General features: G+C 58.8%; 16 protein-coding genes. 6 read left to right on the top strand and 10 right to left on the bottom strand.

From position 1 onward, the window contains the following. Positions 1 to 4: 4 nt before the first annotated feature. From PMI03_RS31775 to PMI03_RS16370, 8 genes are all read right to left on the bottom strand, one after another. Entirely contained in the window at positions 5 to 352 is a 348-nt protein-coding gene (locus tag PMI03_RS31775) for a hypothetical protein (RefSeq protein WP_007695226.1), read from the bottom strand. A gap of 426 nt (positions 353 to 778) precedes the next feature. Continuing rightward, positions 779 to 1,216: a YqaA family protein gene (locus tag PMI03_RS16340; RefSeq protein WP_007695228.1), complete on the bottom strand. Its 438-nt coding sequence runs from the start codon at positions 1,214 to 1,216 to the stop codon at positions 779 to 781. A 232-nt stretch (positions 1,217 to 1,448) separates the two neighbouring features. Then, on the bottom strand, positions 1,449 to 2,120 hold the full coding sequence (locus PMI03_RS16345; protein ID WP_007695230.1) for a DUF4405 domain-containing protein: 672 nt from the start codon (positions 2,118 to 2,120) through the stop codon (positions 1,449 to 1,451). 16 nt (positions 2,121 to 2,136) lie between these two features. Beyond that, entirely contained in the window at positions 2,137 to 2,622 is a 486-nt protein-coding gene (locus PMI03_RS16350) for a cytochrome P460 family protein (protein ID WP_007695233.1), read from the bottom strand. Between the two features lie 51 nt (positions 2,623 to 2,673). Continuing rightward, positions 2,674 to 3,144, bottom strand: coding sequence for a cupin domain-containing protein (locus PMI03_RS16355; protein WP_007695235.1), 471 nt, complete (start codon positions 3,142 to 3,144; stop codon positions 2,674 to 2,676). A 46-nt stretch (positions 3,145 to 3,190) separates the two neighbouring features. Next, the gene (locus PMI03_RS16360; RefSeq protein ID WP_309574398.1) at positions 3,191 to 4,207 is read right to left on the bottom strand and encodes an alpha/beta fold hydrolase; all 1,017 of its coding nucleotides are present in this window, start codon (positions 4,205 to 4,207) and stop codon (positions 3,191 to 3,193) included. Positions 4,208 to 4,372: 165 nt separating this feature from the next. Next, positions 4,373 to 5,455 carry an alpha/beta hydrolase gene (locus PMI03_RS16365; RefSeq protein ID WP_309574397.1) on the bottom strand — a complete coding sequence of 361 codons (1,083 nt, stop codon included), beginning with the start codon at positions 5,453 to 5,455 and terminating at the stop codon, positions 4,373 to 4,375. 13 nt (positions 5,456 to 5,468) lie between these two features. Then, positions 5,469 to 6,458: an aldo/keto reductase gene (locus PMI03_RS16370; RefSeq protein ID WP_007695239.1), complete on the bottom strand. Its 990-nt coding sequence runs from the start codon at positions 6,456 to 6,458 to the stop codon at positions 5,469 to 5,471. Positions 6,459 to 6,618: 160 nt separating this feature from the next. Here PMI03_RS16370 and PMI03_RS16375 point away from each other — a divergent pair, with 160 nt between their 5' ends. After that, positions 6,619 to 7,512: a LysR family transcriptional regulator gene (locus tag PMI03_RS16375; protein ID WP_007695240.1), complete on the top strand. Its 894-nt coding sequence runs from the start codon at positions 6,619 to 6,621 to the stop codon at positions 7,510 to 7,512. Between the two features lie 63 nt (positions 7,513 to 7,575). Here the strand turns inward: PMI03_RS16375 and PMI03_RS16380 are convergent, their stop codons facing one another. Together PMI03_RS16380 and PMI03_RS16385 are read right to left on the bottom strand one after the other, a co-directional pair. Next, positions 7,576 to 8,178 (bottom strand): dimethylsulfoniopropionate lyase, encoded by a 603-nt coding sequence (locus PMI03_RS16380; RefSeq protein WP_007695241.1) that lies wholly within the window; start codon positions 8,176 to 8,178, stop codon positions 7,576 to 7,578. A gap of 48 nt (positions 8,179 to 8,226) precedes the next feature. Then, the gene (locus tag PMI03_RS16385) at positions 8,227 to 10,263 is read right to left on the bottom strand and encodes an NADH:flavin oxidoreductase (RefSeq protein WP_007695242.1); all 2,037 of its coding nucleotides are present in this window, start codon (positions 10,261 to 10,263) and stop codon (positions 8,227 to 8,229) included. A gap of 147 nt (positions 10,264 to 10,410) precedes the next feature. Here PMI03_RS16385 and PMI03_RS16390 point away from each other — a divergent pair, with 147 nt between their 5' ends. From PMI03_RS16390 to PMI03_RS16410, 5 genes are all read left to right on the top strand, one after another. Then, a complete protein-coding gene (locus tag PMI03_RS16390; protein WP_007695243.1) occupies positions 10,411 to 11,040 on the top strand; it encodes a TetR/AcrR family transcriptional regulator in 630 nt (209 codons plus the stop codon). Positions 11,041 to 11,053: 13 nt separating this feature from the next. After that, positions 11,054 to 11,848: a pyrroline-5-carboxylate reductase gene (locus tag PMI03_RS16395; RefSeq protein ID WP_007695244.1), complete on the top strand. Its 795-nt coding sequence runs from the start codon at positions 11,054 to 11,056 to the stop codon at positions 11,846 to 11,848. Positions 11,849 to 11,916: 68 nt separating this feature from the next. Then, positions 11,917 to 12,918 carry an ABC transporter substrate-binding protein gene (locus tag PMI03_RS16400; RefSeq protein WP_007695245.1) on the top strand — a complete coding sequence of 334 codons (1,002 nt, stop codon included), beginning with the start codon at positions 11,917 to 11,919 and terminating at the stop codon, positions 12,916 to 12,918. A 99-nt stretch (positions 12,919 to 13,017) separates the two neighbouring features. Then, entirely contained in the window at positions 13,018 to 13,905 is an 888-nt protein-coding gene (locus PMI03_RS16405) for a proline/glycine betaine ABC transporter permease (RefSeq protein WP_007695248.1), read from the top strand. Then, positions 13,898 to 14,968: a glycine betaine/L-proline ABC transporter ATP-binding protein gene (locus tag PMI03_RS16410; RefSeq protein ID WP_007695251.1), complete on the top strand. Its 1,071-nt coding sequence runs from the start codon at positions 13,898 to 13,900 to the stop codon at positions 14,966 to 14,968. Before PMI03_RS16405 ends, PMI03_RS16410 begins: the two co-directional genes overlap by 8 nt. The last annotated feature ends 120 nt before the right edge of the window (positions 14,969 to 15,088 follow it).

The raw sequence follows: 15,088 nt of genomic DNA on the forward strand, positions 1-15,088 counted from the left end.
GCTCTCAGTGGAAATCAACAGCGTCGGCGATCTCCACAGCGACGCTGAATGGAATTTGGCCGGATTCCACCGATCTTAGTAGCCGTTCCTCGCCCTTCTCGATCAAACGCACAACGGCGTAGACATATTCAGCGGAAAGCCCGGTCATACGGGCAATTTCCGGTACGCCATGACCACGCTCATCCGAGATGGTCGAATAAATGACGGTGGCGAGGCGGCCTACCTCTCGATGGCACGGCCGGCCACAGTTCCTTGCGGCAGCCGTCGCCCAGCGCCGTCCGAACTTCTGATGCCGTCCGCGGCAAGGATCGTCCTGGGTGTCCGGCCGGAGACATTGGTCGGGCTGGTGCATGAAGGTTTCCTTGAGGAATTTTTCACCAAAGAATTTGGCTCGCCGAACTACAGCAAGAGCCAGGTTGCCGATTTCAACAGGGCTTACGTCAGCGAGAGAGGATTTCTAAACGAAGCGAGGCGATTAGGGAAATTCGAGGATTCAACTCGTAACCGGCGGCCCTGAGGTCCGCATTCCCAAGTGGCGGGCTGGCGAAAATTTCTATCTCCGGACAGACGCAATATCGGTCTTAAACTCTCTGGAATCTTAAATCGGGCGTCGCCCGATTTTTTTTGGCCTTGCGAATTGGGAAAAACCAGGGTTCAATCTGGGAACTGGGGAGTTCGCGCTCTGGAAATAGACATAATGATTTCAATTAGTTGCAAAGGCCTCGGGAATCTTTAGGGCTCGCGTTTTCAATCGCCAACAGGCCATATTCCCAGAACGCTAAACCAGGCTCGTGGTCACCGTAGCAAGCGCAACATATCGCCCGACCTTCGCAACCGTCACCAGCAACAGGAATGTCGGCAGCGGCTCGCGCAGAACGCCCGCGGCAACTGTGATCGGATCACCAACGATCGGCAGCCAACTTGCCAGCAACGACCATCGTCCATAGCGTCGATACCAAATCTGCGCCCGGTCCATCGCCTGTTCGCTAACAGGAAACCATCGCCGCGAGCGGAAACGTTCCATGCCGCGACCGAATATCCAGTTGAGCAACGAGCCGAGGACATTGCCGACGCTGGCGACGGCCACGAGTACCGGGACTGCATATTCTCCCGTCAGGAGCAAGCCGACCAAGGCAGCCTCGGACTGCATCGGCAGAATGGTGGCTGCCGCAAAGGCAGCCATGAACAATCCAAGATAGATAGCAAGCTCGGCCATCGGTCAAAGATGCGCGATGATTGTGTTGAGTTCGTTGATCCAACGAAGTCGATCTTTCGGAAACATACCGATAGCTTTCCCTATACGACGACCACGGCAGTCTCGGTCCAACACATGCTTGATAGGCGTATGATAATAGTGACCACCAAGGCCAAGCAAGTGCTTGTATGACAATTAGCAACCTTTGAGATTGCCCTTCGCCTTGCGAGAATGGCCAATCGCCGACGACCGGTCAGTGCTTTCTCATCCGCAGCCACTTCATCGCGTAGTAGGTCAGGACCATGTAGAGGCCTGCGATTGCGAGGCAGTGGATAAAGAATCCCGCCACAGACTCCTCGAAATTCCACCAGTCTAGAGTGACCTGCATTGCGAGCTTGGTGCCGAGGCCCAGCTCGAACGAACTCCAGACTCCATGAATGGCGATGACAATGGCGATCGCCCGAAGCATCAAGCTTCGCGCCGCGCTCGGGTTGGAGATGCCGAACAGATTGCGTGCCACGCCCATGATCATCGGCCAACGCAGGCCCAGATGGATAGAAATGATGACCAGAACCCAGTAAGCGGCAAGTGTATGGATCTGACGAACCGTGAAGCCGCCATAGGGTGACATGACGCCTGACAAGGTGTTGGAGATCAGCACACTAGTTACCAGCAGCACCAGCATGGCGACGAGCAGCAGCGCGGTGATGACGATATTGATCAAGCCCCTCGCCTCGCGCCCTCCTCTGTGGATCGTGCCGTACCAGCGCCTGTTGAAAACGTTGTGCACGATCACCAGCAGAAACATGGCGGTGCCGACGATTTCATGGACGGTGTTGCCCAGCCACCAGTAGGAAAGGCCGATCAGCAGCAGGCCAGCGGCTATAACGTCGAACGCCAGCCGCAGGAGAAATACGGAACTCAACGCACTGGCCCTCAACCTATTCGACCGGCGTATCGCTGAACCTTGGAATGCGGTAAGCGGTATAGAGGTAATCGCTATCCGCTTGCCCTTGATGGCAGGATTGGCAGCGGGCGGTATTCTCGCTCATGTTGACCGTCTTGTCGGGCCAGAACCACTGGAATTGCCAATCGCCAGTGCGGCGACGTTCGTCGTAGTCGGCGCCCCAACCGCTGCCCTTTTCCATGACGAAATATCGGTAGAGCTTGCCATCCCGATAATCGACAAGCACGAAATGCGTGCCGCTCGGGATCGGCTGTCCCTTTTTGACGGCCTCCATCGCTTCGGGTGTGGTCATGATGTGCTCGGTCACGTTGCCGCGCCGGACGGTCGTGTAGTGCACCAGCTGGTCGAGGTTTTCGGGGAATTTCACGCGGTTGGTTTCCGCGTCCGCCTGCCATCCGACAAGCGACACAACGCCGGCGACCATGACGACCTTAAAGAACCGGTCTGTAAATATCCTCATGAGGAACCTCGTTCAAGCTTATGAATAAATTGAAAAACGTGTGGATCCGGCCTAGCGCTGATACTGCTTGTCCGAAACCTGTTCCATCCAGTCCACCGACTTGCCATCAAGCGCTTCAGCAATCGCGATATGGGTCATGCCGGTGATGGCGGTGGCGCCATGCCAATGCTTGACATCAGGCGGAATCCAGACGACGTCGCCGGGTCTGATGTCCTGGATGGGACCGCCCCAATGCTGTACCAGGCCGACCCCAGCCGTGACGATCAGTGTCTGGCCAAGCGGATGCGAGTGCCAGGCGCTACGCGCACCCGGCTCGAACGTCACGATCCCGCCGCCGATCCGCGCCGGTGCATCTCTTTGAAACCGGGAATCGACGCGCACTGAGCCGGTGAAATTGTCCGCGGGTCCTGAGGTGGAGGGTTGCGAACCGGCGCGGGTGACGACGACCGCCCGCTCAGGCTCACCCAGAGCCGCCGAAGCAAGGAGGAATAGCGAGAAGATAGTCAGCACAATTGACTTCATTTGAATTCCTTTGTTCCGGTGCAAAAACGTCGGCCCCAACGGCGGATCAATCGAGGTTCTTCTCGTCGAGGAACTTCGACACCTGATCCGCAATCTCGACGTTGTTCAGGTCCGAAAAGGGAAAGTGCGTGTTGCCCTTGATGCCGATCTCCGGCAGGTGCACGACGGTCACATCGCCGCCATGCTTGTTGACCGCATCCCGCCACAGCCGGGCCATCTGAAGTCGGGCACGCCAGCTATCCTGCGCCGGCAGGTCCACCGGATGATCGGGTATATTGTCGCCGTAGAAGACGAGGATCGGTATGCGCGTCAGTGCCATGAACTGCTCCATCGGGACCGTCGCACCTTGAACGGTATCAAACGCGCTCGGGATCGGAGCGGGCACCTCGCCTTCGGGGAAAACGAAGCTGCTGCCGGGCTCGAACGAGACGATCGCCTTGACGTTCTGGTTCTTGATGGCGGCCAGCCAGCCGGGGCCACCGCCTTGCGAATGGGTGAAGAGAATGCCGGGACCGATCCGGTTGAAGAGCGCCGAGACACCGTCGGAAGTCACGTTCATGTCGAATGGCCCGGTATTGGGCGTCATCGATCGGAAGAACTGATTGAGCGTCTCCGGGCTGCGGTCGAACTGGATGCCCTCAAAGTAATTCGGCCAGAGGCCGACGCGGAACTGATTGAACCAGAGCTGCTCGTCCGGTGTCGGCTTGATTGTCGTCTCGACCATGCTGCGACCCGCATCACCCCGACGCGGCTGGTCAATCAGATAGGTGGAGAAATGCCGGCGCAGAAAGATGGTTTGGAAGCCCTCGCGACCATCGGCCGTTGTCTCCCATGTCTTGGAGAACTGGCCGGCGCCATGCCACATGACGATCGGAAACTTCCGTGGATTAACCGGGGCCTGATAGAAGGCGTAGAGATGATCGCCGTGATAGGTCTGCCCGGCAGGCTCGAGCGGCTTCCGCGCATCGAAAGTGCCGGGGGCCGTTGCAACCCTCCCCCCGACCGCAAAGCTGCCCTGCTCCTGAATGACCAGAGGCTCGGGCTTGCTCGCCTGTTGAGCCATTGCCGTAGGCGATATCAGGATGCCGGCTGACACCAATAATGGTGCGAATAGATACTTCCAGGCGCTCAAGGTTGGGTCCTTCTACCAAATCAAGATGACCCCAACGCTAGACGCAATGTCACTTTTTGATTAGACAGCTAAGTCTGATAGGCTCTAGAAGTTGAGCTAATCAATCCGCGACTTGCCTATGGCGTTTCTTCGCAATTGGTGGCTGCTATTTTTCATGTGACGTTCCCAGAACCGGATAGCGTCCGCGATCCATCCTTCGGCGCTGGTGCCGATGCCGGGTCCAAAGCCGTGACCAAGACCGCTGTATTTATGATATTCGACCTTGGTGCCGGCTTGGCGCAGGGCTGCAATGCGTCTTTCCATGAGGGATGGAGGCACAATTCCGTCTTGCTCGCCGATGACGACAAAGGTGGGAGGCTCCGTGGACGAATGGTCTGAATGGCCGGTGTAAGCTGTCACGACCGCCGATGGTCTGGGAAGATCGTCGCCACCGAAAGCCGCGACGCCATGCGAACCGATCGCCGCCGCCATCCGTGCCCCGGCCGAACTACCCCACAGGGAATAGTCCCTGATGCCGACACCGAGAGCGCCGGCATTCTTGAAGATGTAGGAGATGGCCGCCGCAAGGTCGTCGGTCGCGACTCTGGCGCCATCTCCGGCCCGATATCTCAGCACAAAGGCATTGTATCCGCGTCCGCTGATCTCCAAGGCATAGGGAAAACCCTCGTGAACCGAACCAACATAGGCAAACCCGCCGCCAGGAGAGACAACGGCGAAGGGCGCTCCCGGCTTGCCACGAAAGAAGAACAAGCCAGTGTTCTCTTTGGTTGGATCTTCCCGTTTCTGCACCTCAGTGTAAAAATCGTAGAATATCGTTTCGCCCTTGTTCACGTCATCAATCATGCGATTGAGCGCGGAGACGACATTCATGGGATCCACATGACTGTGATAGGGCAGAAGCGAGCCGATATCGCCAAGGCGCATCGTCTCGTCGTAGGTATGATTGTCCCATGGCAACAGCAATCGACCGAAACCCGCAAATGCCGGAGTGCCCAGCATGTCGGCTATCCGGCTGTCAGGGCGCAAATGTGCGGATGCTCTTTCGTTTGAGTGACGCTCCGCACGCATGGTGGCGTCTCCATTGGATTGCGCGCCGTCGCTCCCACCATCTCTGACAGAAGCTGACGAGAGCAACATCGACAGAGCCATGCAGGCAGAGTGCAGCCCGGAGGTGCCCATTTGCCATCAACCTTTACCGACCGGTCATCTTCAGCGCGGCCTCGGGAAGACGCTCGCCCTGAACTTCGATCTTCGACACCGCTATGTTGATCTCGGCGAGATCGTCTGTGCTCAGTTCGAGATCGACCGCTCCAAGGTTCTCCTCGAGGCGATGCAGCTTGGTGGTGCCGGGGATCGGCACGATCCAGGGCTTTTGGGCGAGCAGCCAGGCAAGCGCGACCTGCGCCGGCGTTGCGCCCTTGCGTTCGCCGACGGCCCTGATGAGATCGACCAAGGCGAAGTTCGCCTTGCGGGCCTCGGGTGAAAAGCGGGGCACATTGTTGCGGAAATCGGTCGGATCGAACTTGGTGTTCTCGTCAATCTTGCCGGTCAGGAAGCCGGCACCCAACGGGCTGAATGGCACAAAGCCAATGCCGAGCTCCTCGAGCACCGGCAAAAGCTCCATCTCCGGCCCGCGCCAGAACAGCGAATATTCGCTCTGAACCGCCGTGATCGACTGGACGGCGTGCGCCCGGCGGATCGTCTGGACGCCCGCTTCGGAAAGACCGAAATGCTTGACCTTGCCCGCGGAAATCAGATCCTTGACGGCGCCGGCCACATCCTCGATCGGCACCTCCGGATCGACGCGGTGCTGGTACAAGAGATCGATGCGATCGGTCCGCAAACGCTTGAGGCAGGCATCGACAGCGGCCTTGATATGCTCCGGCTGGCTGTTGGTACCCCCACGGCGCTCGCCGGTCTTTAGGTCTATATCGAAGCCGAATTTGGTGGCGACGACCATCTTGTCGCGAATCGGGCCGAGCGCTTCACCGACAAGCTCCTCGTTGACGAAGGGGCCATAGGATTCGGCGGTGTCGAAGAGCGTCACGCCGCGATCATGGGCGGCCCGGATGAGCTTGATCATCTCGGCCTTGTCCGCCGGCGGTCCGTAGAGGGCACTCATGCTCATACAGCCGAGGCCGAGAGCGGATACTTCGAGATTTCCAATCTGTCTCTTTTTCATCGTCGTTCTCCTTGATGTCTGAAGGCGCTACCCGTCAGCAACCACCATGCGCCGCAACGCCATTCATTTCGTCATTTTGCGGATTGGCCCGAATTTAACGCGTCTGGCGCCATGCGATTAGATGCTATAATCTGCATGTTCCTATAAGATGGACTAATCAATGCCGCACGAAAACTTCAACGATCTCGCTGCTTTCGCCACCGTCGCGAAGGAGCGCAGCTTCACAAAGGCGGCAGCAAAGCTTGGGGTTTCGCAATCCGCCCTGAGCCAGACCATCAAAGCATTGGAGGAGCGGCTTGGGCTCCGCCTGCTCACGCGTACGACGCGCAGTGTGGCTCCAACCGACGCCGGTGAACGCCTGCTGCAAACCGTCGCGCCGAGGTTCGAGGACATAGAAGCGGAACTGGCGGCGTTAAGTGAGTTGCGCGAGAAGCCGGCCGGCACAATACGCATCACAGCTGGCGAGCACCCGGCCATCTCCGTGCTTCAACCAGCTCTCAAGCGGTTTCTGCCGAACTATCCCGACATCAACGTCGAGATCATCGTCGACTACGGTCTGACCGACATTGTCGCCGAGGGCTTTGATGCCGGCGTTCGCATGGGCGAACAGGTGGCAAAGGACATGATCGCGGTTCGCATCGGTCCCGAGATGCGGATGGCGGTCGTCGGATCACCGGCCTATTTCGAGAAGCGGCCTGCTCCGCAAACGCCACAGGACCTCACCGCGCACAGCTGCATCAATATGCGGCTTCCGACCTATGGCGGGCTCTTTCCCTGGGGTCTCGAGAAGGACGGACGAGAGGTGAAGGTGCGGGGCGAAGGACAGCTCGTCTTCAACAATCTCGGTATGAGGCTGCATTCGGCCCTGGACGGGCTGGGGGTGGCCTACATGCCGGAAGATCAGGTGCTCCCCTACGTTGCCGAGGGGCGGCTCATCCGGGTTCTTGAGGACTGGTGTCCCTATTTTCCCGGCTATCACCTTTACTATCCGAGCCGGAGGCACTCTTCACCTGCCCTGACCCTGCTCGTCGACATCCTCCGCTATCGTGGGTAGCTGACGCAAACAAAGGCTCTCACCGATCGAGGGGACGGCTGTATTATTCTCGGCCTTGGCCAGTCAGTGCTGTCTTTCGGCCAACAGCGCCCAGAAGGCGAGGAACGGTGTCTCGACCGATCTCATCGCGTGTTTGATTCCGGGCTCATTATAAAACGACCCGCCGATACCGGGAGAAAACCAGTCCCCCTCCCCTTGCTGGAACTCCCCCTTGGACAAGACGAGGTAGACTTCCTCGGGCGCGTGATCGTGATCCGGATAACGCACATGGGGCACCATTAAAGTGACGCCAATCCATAGGTCGCTTCGCTCCTCCAGTCCGCCAGGACCGATGATCATTGCGTTGGCGTGGCCATCGGCAAAATTTGGGCTTTCCGTACCGTCACGCTTGGTCCGCTGGCGCCATTCAAGGTTCGACTCGATCCCCTTGAAACATTCGACCAACCGCCGAAGCGCAGGTTCTGAAGTATCGATGGAAAGCGCCACGTCAAGATTTTTGCAGACAGGGAGACGGCGCCCCGGCCCTTCCCGTCCAAGGCCTGGATGCTTGAGGAGCGTAAAAATCTGGGGGATGGAGCGGCGGGCCTCCGGTGCCTTGGCAAATTGGTCGAACGCCGCAAATGCCGCATCCACGAAAAATTGCAGGTTCTCGCTGCGTTCGATCATATCATTGCCTCCAGAAACGTGGACCGACGAACCGGTCCGCCCTCACCATCAGATGTCTTTCGCGATACGCAGCCCGTCATAGATGGCGGCGTGCGTGTTTCGCGCGGCGACAGCATCCCCGATCCGGAACAACTGGAATTTTCCGTCGGCATTGCGAACCACGGACTGAGGCCGGCCGTCTAGAAGCTCGTCGTGCGAGATTTCGCCAAGGTTGCTCGAAAGTGGCTTCAGTTCGAAATAGAGTTCATCAAGCGGGATGGTCCCGTGATTGATGACGATCTGATCGAAGCTACGCTGCTTGGAAACCCCGCCATAGTCGCTGCCGACATGGGCCACCAGCTGGTTGCCGCTCTTCTCGACCGCTTCCAGCCGGTAGGTGACGGTGAAGGTCACATCCTGCTTCTGCAAGGAACGCATATACGGCACCAGGTTCATCGCCATGACTTCCGGAGCAAAGGAGCGGTCCGGCGTCATGATCTCGACCTTCGCGCCGGCCTTGGCGAGAAATTCCGCGGCCTGAAGACCGGCATGATCGCCGGCGTCGTCGAAGACCAGGACATTGCTTCCCGGCTTCACGTCGCCTGAGATGATGTCCCAGGAGGAAACGACAAATTCGTTGCCCTTCGACAGCACCTCGGTATGCGGCAGGCCGCCGGTGGCGACGATGACAACGTCGGCATTTTCGGCCGCGATCGTTTCGGTATCCGCCCAGGTATTGAAGCGAAAGACGACGCCATGCTTTTCGCATTGGCTCATCCGCCAATCGATGATGCCGATCATTTCGCGGCGGCGCTCGCTCTGAGCCGTCAACCGGATCTGCCCGCCAGCGTTGTTGGCGGCCTCCAATACGACGACCTCATGGCCGCGCTCGGCGGCAACGCGAGCAGCCTCCAGACCGGCCGGACCGGCGCCCACGATGACGACCTTCTTGCGAATCTCGGCCTTCGCAATGACATGCGGCATGGTTTCTTCGCGGCCGGTCGCCGCATTATGAATGCAGAACGCCAGACCGCCCTGGTAGATGCGGTCAAGACAGTAGTTGGCGCCGACGCAGGGGCGGATATCGTCTTCCCGCTTTTCCATAATCTTTCGGATAATATGCGGGTCCGTCATATGGGCGCGAGTCATGCCGACCATGTCGACCTTGCCTGCCGCGATGGCATGGCGGGCGGTTGCCACATCCTGGATCTTGGCGGCATGGAAGGTCGGGAAATTCGTTGCCGCGCGGATTTCACCGGCGAAATCGAGATGCGGAGCACTGGCCATGCCCTGGATCGGAATGACGTCGGTCAGGCCGGGATCCGTATCGATATGGCCGCGGATGACGTTCAAGTAGTCGATCAGGCCGCTTTCCTTCAGGCGCTTCGAGATTTCGATGCCTTCGGCCTTATCCGTTCCGCCGGGAAGACATTCGTCGGCGGTGTAGCGAACACCGAGAATGAAATCGTCCCCTACCCGTTTTCGTATCGCCGAGAAGACGTCGAGACAGAAACGCATACGGTTTTCGAGCGAGCCGCCATAGGGACCGTCGAGCTCGTTGGTGACCGGAGACATGAACTGATCGATCAGGTGGCCATAGGCTTCCAGTTCCACACCGTCCATGCCGCCCGCCTTCATCCGCTCCGCCGCATCGGCAAAGTCCTTGATGATGCGCTCGATGTCCCAATCCTCCAATTTCTTCGGGAAGGCACGGTGCGCTGCCTCGCGATGATGGGAGGGCGCCAGAACGGGAAGCCAGTCGCCCTTGTCCCAGCGCGTACGCCGGCCGAGGTGGGTGAGCTGGATCATAATCGCGGCGCCCTGTTCGTGGACGGCATCCGTCATTTCCCTGATCCACGGAACGATCTCGTCCTTGTAGGCAAGGAGGTTGTTGAAGACCGGCGGACTGTCTCGCGAAACTGCAGCCGATCCCGCCGTCATCGTCAGCGCCACGCCGCCCTTTGCCCGCTCGACGGTGTAGGCGCGATAACGTCCCTTCGGCATGCCGTCCTCCGGATAGGCCGGCTCGTGGGAGGTCACGATAATGCGGTTCCGCAGGGTCAGATGCTTGAGTTTATAGGGCTGAAGGAGGGGATCGTTCGACATGGCCATGCTCCGGAATAAAAAAACGCCGGAGCCGACGCTAGGTGTAATGTACATATGTGTCAACGACGAAAACAGATACGTCATTTCTGTCGACACTTCTGTACATTCGCGTTGTGCGACCACTGACAATTTGTTACGAAGTCAGCTATGGATCAGACGTTGAACGACACCGGTTGGCGAGGATCGCAGGAAGGGTGGCTTGAGGCCGCCTACCACTCTATGCTCGATTCCGGCATAGATGCGGTAAAAATCCTCCCTCTCGCGAAAAAGCTCAATCTCTCACGAACAAGCTTCTACTGGTTCTTCAAGGATCGCGAGGAACTACTGGCCGCGCTCGTTACGCGGTGGCGCGACAAGAATACCGGCGGTATCGTCAAGCAGACTGAGGCCTATGCGGAATCGCTGGCCGAGGCGATGCTCAATGTCTTCGATTGCTGGCTCAACAACGAGCTGTTTGATGCGAAATTCGAATTTGCGGTCCGCAGCTGGGCGCTGCAATCAGGCGAAATCCTCGAACAGGTTCGCGAGGCCGATCAGACCCGCATCGAAGCCCTGAAGCGCATGTTCATTCGCTTCGGCAACTCCGAGATCAACGCCGATGTGAGGGCGCGAACGACCTACCTGGTGCAGATCGGCTATATCTCCATGCAGACGCAGGAGGACCTCGCCGTCCGCATGAAGCGGATTCACGAATATATAGCGATTTTCACCGGTCAGGAACCGCAGCAGAGGGAGCTCGATCGCTTCTTTTCCCGGCACGGCTATAGGCCTGACTAGGAGGGGCGCAGATATGGTCGGCTCCTTGGGAATTGGCATAATTGGCGGTGGCGGCTGGCTTGGCGGAGCCATCGCCGGCTCGCTTCTAGATGCGGGCCTGGTTGAGCCGCACAGGCTCTCACTCTCCTATCGCATAGAGCAGCCGCAACGTTTTGCAGATGCTTTCTGGACGACCGACAGCCAAGCTCTTGCCGACCGATCGGATGTGATCATTCTCTCCGTCCGGCCGGCCGACTGGAGTGGCCTGACGGTCGACGTCCGGGGTAAGCTCGTCATCTCCGTCATGGCGGGTATCCGCCTGGGCGCGCTGTCCGACCGGCACAATACGGGCCGCGTGATCCGTTCTCTTCCGAACGCCGGCGCCGAAGTCGGCAAATCCTATACGCCCTGGATCGCCTCAAATGAGGTCGGTGACGATGACCGCGCCACCGTCCGAGCCATCTTCGACACATGCGGATCGCAGGACGAGGTCACAAGCGAGGCGGATATCGATTATCTGACCGGCCTTTCCGGGTCCGGGCCTGCCTTTCCCGCCTTGCTGGCATCAGCGATGATGCGCGACGCGATTGCCTATGGGTTGTCCGAAAAGATCGCCCGGCGGGCGGTCACGACGGTGCTGGCAGGCGCCGGCCGTCTGATCGAGCACCGCGAGGACTGTCCCGACGACATTGTTAAAGCCTTTCTCGACTACCGTGGCACCACCGCGGCGGCCATTGAAGGCATGCGTGCCGCAGGATTCGACGCTTCCGTCGCGAACGGGCTATCGGCAGCATTCAAGAAATCGGTAAGTATGGGAGATGCTTCCTGACAACCGTTGAGTGGGTGTTCTGCGGCGCCCCACTCAGTTCTAAGGGCCGCACAATAAAGGGAACGAGAATGAAAAAATTGCTTGCGTCCACAATCTTGATATCCGGCCTCCTCGGAGGAGCTTCCTTTGTCAGCGCCGCCGAATGCGGCAGCGTCACTATCGCCAGCATGAATTGGCAGAGCGCCGAGGTCCTTTCCAATCTCGACAAGATCATTCTGAACGAAGGTTACGGCTGCCAGGCAGAGATCACTGTCGGCGACACCGTTCCGACAATCACCTCCATGGCGGAAAAGGGTCAGCCGGACATCGCGCCGGAAGCATGGGTCGACCTGCTCCCAGACGTCGTGAAGAAGGGAACGGAAGAAGGCAAGATCGTTGCGGTCGGCTCCCCACTACCGGACGGCGGCAATCAGGGCTGGTGGATCCCGAAGTACCTCGCGGACGCCCATCCCGACATCAAGACCATCCCCGACCTCCTGAAGCATCCGGAGCTCTTCCCGGATCCCGAAGATCCGTCAAAGGGTGCTATCTTCAACGGCCCTCAAGGCTGGGGCGGAACTGTTGTCACCTCGCAGCTCTATAAAGCCTTCGGCGCGGAAAAAGCCGGCTTCACGCTGGTGGACACAGGGTCGGCCGCCGGTCTCGACGGCTCCATCGCCAAGGCTTATGAAAGCAAGAAGGCATGGGTAGGCTACTACTGGGCGCCCACCGCTCTGCTCGGCAAGTATCCCATGGTGAAGCTGGAGGCAGGCGTTCCTGCTGACGCCGCGGAGTGGAAGCGCTGCAACACGGTTGCCGATTGCCCGGACCCGAAGCCGAATGCATGGCCGATCGACAAGATCGTGACCCTCACGGCCAAGCCCTTTTCTGAAAAGGCCGGACCCGAAGTCATGGACTACCTCGCGAAGCGCTCCTGGAGCAACGAGACCGTCAACAAGCTGATGGCCTGGATGACCGACAATCAGGCAAGCGGCGAAGATGGTGCCAAGCACTTCCTGAAGGAAAACAAGGACGTCTGGACGAAGTGGGTTTCGCCAGAAGCAGCCAAGAAGATCGAAGCTGCCCTGTAAACTCCTATCCTGCGGTGCGCGAAAGCGCACCGCCTCTCAGCAGCCGACAAAATCAAAAAGACTTGAACCACGGCTTCTTGCACGAAGAAGGGGAACCGAATGGAATGGTTTTATAAATTTCCTCACATGGACGATGACGCGCTGCGGAATCTAAAGAAGGCGATAGACGACGGTTTCCGCGGTTTCACACGCACTTATGGCGACACGATCGAAAGCCTGTTTTCACCACTGCAACGCTTTCTCATCGCCGCCGATCGCTTCATGACGCAGACGCCGTGGCCAATCATTACTCTCATCATTCTTGTGATCGCCTGGTTTGCGACCCGCAGCCTGAAGATCGTATTCGGCTGTCTCGTCATTCTGCTGCTGATCGGCTATTTCGACATGTGGGACGACACCATGCGGACGGTCTCGATGATCTTCGTCTGCACCATCCTGTCGATTGCCATCGGCATTCCGATCGGAATCCTGATGGCACGCTCCAACACGGTTCAAAGGATCATCAATCCTATCCTCGACGTGATGCAGACCATGCCGAGCTTCGTTTACCTGATCCCGGTCGTCATGCTGCTCGGGATCGGCAAGGTCCCGGGCCTGATCGCCGTCGTCATCTATGCCATCCCGCCCATGATCAGATTGACCGACCTCGGCATCCGTCTCGTCGACAAGGACGTGCTGGAGGCCGCGGACGCATTTGGAACCTCGAACGCGCAAAAGCTCTTCAAGGTCCAGCTGCCGCTCGCGCTACCAACCATCATGGCCGGCATCAACCAGACCATCATGATGGCCCTTGCCATGGTCGTCGTCGCCTCGATGATCGGCGTGCAGGGCCTCGGCCAGCCCGTCCTGAAGGCGATCGCCAACCAGTACTTCACCTTGGGAATGTTCAACGGCCTTGCTATCGTCGGCATCGCCGTCATCTTCGACCGGGTCAGCCAAGCCTATGGCAAGAGGCTCCAGAAGCATCGGGAGATCGTCCATGGCTGATCAACATTTCGGCGGGATCAAGATCCGCCACCTGTACAAGATTTTCGGCCCTAACCCGATGGCTCATGTCGATGCCGTTCAGAAAGGGCTGACGAAAGCCGAGCTGAACGAAAAGCATGGGCATGTGCTCGGCCTGAGAGACATCAATATCGAGATCTCGTCCGGCTGCATCCAGGTCATCATGGGTCTTTCCGGTTCGGGCAAATCCACCCTCATCCGGCACATCAACCGGCTGATCGACCCGACCGCCGGCGAGGTGCTGGTGGACGGCGTGGATGTCGTCAGGATGAACGAAGCCGAGCTTCGAACCTTTCGCCGCCTTCAGACGGCGATGGTCTTCCAGAAATTTGCGCTGCTGCCGCATCGCAACGTCCTCGACAACACGATGTTCGGCCTCGAAGTCCAGGGTATCGAACGCTCAAAGGCTCGCGATGTCGCCATGCGCTGGCTGGAACGGGTTGGATTGCGGGGTTTTGAGCAGAAATATCCCAACCAGCTTTCCGGCGGCATGCAGCAGCGTGTCGGCCTGGCGCGCGCGCTTTCCAACGATGCCCCGGTCTTGCTGATGGACGAGGCCTTCTCGGCGCTCGATCCGCTGATCCGCATGGATATGCAAACGGTTCTTCTCGACATCCAGAAGGAGATCAAGAAAACCATCGTCTTCATTACCCATGACCTCGACGAAGCGCTTCGCCTGGGTGACCAGATCGCCATTCTGCGCGACGGCGAAATCATCCAGCAAGGCACCAGCCAGGATATTGTCCTGCACCCCGCGGACGAATACGTCGCCAACTTCGTCAAGGAGGTCAATCGCGGGCGTGTTGTCCATGTCGAGGCTGTCATGCGGCCTTTGCGGGCTGGCATGGCTTCGACTGGAACTACGATCGCCGCCGGCTCAACCGTCGAAGAAGCCATGCGATTGCTGACTTCGGCGCCGGATGGCGATGTCGTCGTGACCTCGGCTGCGGGAGACCCGGTGGGGCTGGTCAATTTGCGCGAGCTCGCTGGCGCAATGGTCAATTCGTCGCACACCTCGGCTCCGCACGCGACCGCAGCGCAATAAACCGGCTGTACGCGCAAGCCAAGCGTACGCCTTCCCTTCAGCGGGAGAAGACCAGCGATCTGGTCATCGAGCGTCGAACGTTCGGGGTGGAAAATCTGTGCCGGCTTGCGCCGAGCCGTG

This window comes from Rhizobium sp. AP16 (genome assembly GCF_000281735.1).
Lineage (GTDB): Bacteria > Pseudomonadota > Alphaproteobacteria > Rhizobiales > Rhizobiaceae > Rhizobium > Rhizobium rhizogenes.

Excerpts from the sequence above, each read along its gene's own strand:
- PMI03_RS31775 (WP_007695226.1), bottom strand. The coding sequence starts at position 352 with ATGCACCAGCCCGACCAATGTCTCCGGCCGGACACCCAGGACGATCCT.
- PMI03_RS16340 (WP_007695228.1), bottom strand. The coding sequence starts at position 1,216 with ATGGCCGAGCTTGCTATCTATCTTGGATTGTTCATGGCTGCCTTTGCG.
- PMI03_RS16350 (WP_007695233.1), bottom strand. The coding sequence starts at position 2,622 with ATGAGGATATTTACAGACCGGTTCTTTAAGGTCGTCATGGTCGCCGGC.
- PMI03_RS16355 (WP_007695235.1), bottom strand. The coding sequence starts at position 3,144 with ATGAAGTCAATTGTGCTGACTATCTTCTCGCTATTCCTCCTTGCTTCG.
- PMI03_RS16360 (WP_309574398.1), bottom strand. The coding sequence starts at position 4,207 with ATGGCTCAACAGGCGAGCAAGCCCGAGCCTCTGGTCATTCAGGAGCAG.
- PMI03_RS16365 (WP_309574397.1), bottom strand. The coding sequence starts at position 5,455 with ATGGGCACCTCCGGGCTGCACTCTGCCTGCATGGCTCTGTCGATGTTG.
- PMI03_RS16370 (WP_007695239.1), bottom strand. The coding sequence starts at position 6,458 with ATGAAAAAGAGACAGATTGGAAATCTCGAAGTATCCGCTCTCGGCCTC.
- PMI03_RS16375 (WP_007695240.1), top strand. The coding sequence starts at position 6,619 with ATGCCGCACGAAAACTTCAACGATCTCGCTGCTTTCGCCACCGTCGCG.
- PMI03_RS16380 (WP_007695241.1), bottom strand. The coding sequence starts at position 8,178 with ATGATCGAACGCAGCGAGAACCTGCAATTTTTCGTGGATGCGGCATTT.
- PMI03_RS16385 (WP_007695242.1), bottom strand. The coding sequence starts at position 10,263 with ATGTCGAACGATCCCCTCCTTCAGCCCTATAAACTCAAGCATCTGACC.
- PMI03_RS16390 (WP_007695243.1), top strand. The coding sequence starts at position 10,411 with ATGGATCAGACGTTGAACGACACCGGTTGGCGAGGATCGCAGGAAGGG.
- PMI03_RS16395 (WP_007695244.1), top strand. The coding sequence starts at position 11,054 with ATGGTCGGCTCCTTGGGAATTGGCATAATTGGCGGTGGCGGCTGGCTT.
- PMI03_RS16400 (WP_007695245.1), top strand. The coding sequence starts at position 11,917 with ATGAAAAAATTGCTTGCGTCCACAATCTTGATATCCGGCCTCCTCGGA.
- PMI03_RS16405 (WP_007695248.1), top strand. The coding sequence starts at position 13,018 with ATGGAATGGTTTTATAAATTTCCTCACATGGACGATGACGCGCTGCGG.
- PMI03_RS16410 (WP_007695251.1), top strand. The coding sequence starts at position 13,898 with ATGGCTGATCAACATTTCGGCGGGATCAAGATCCGCCACCTGTACAAG.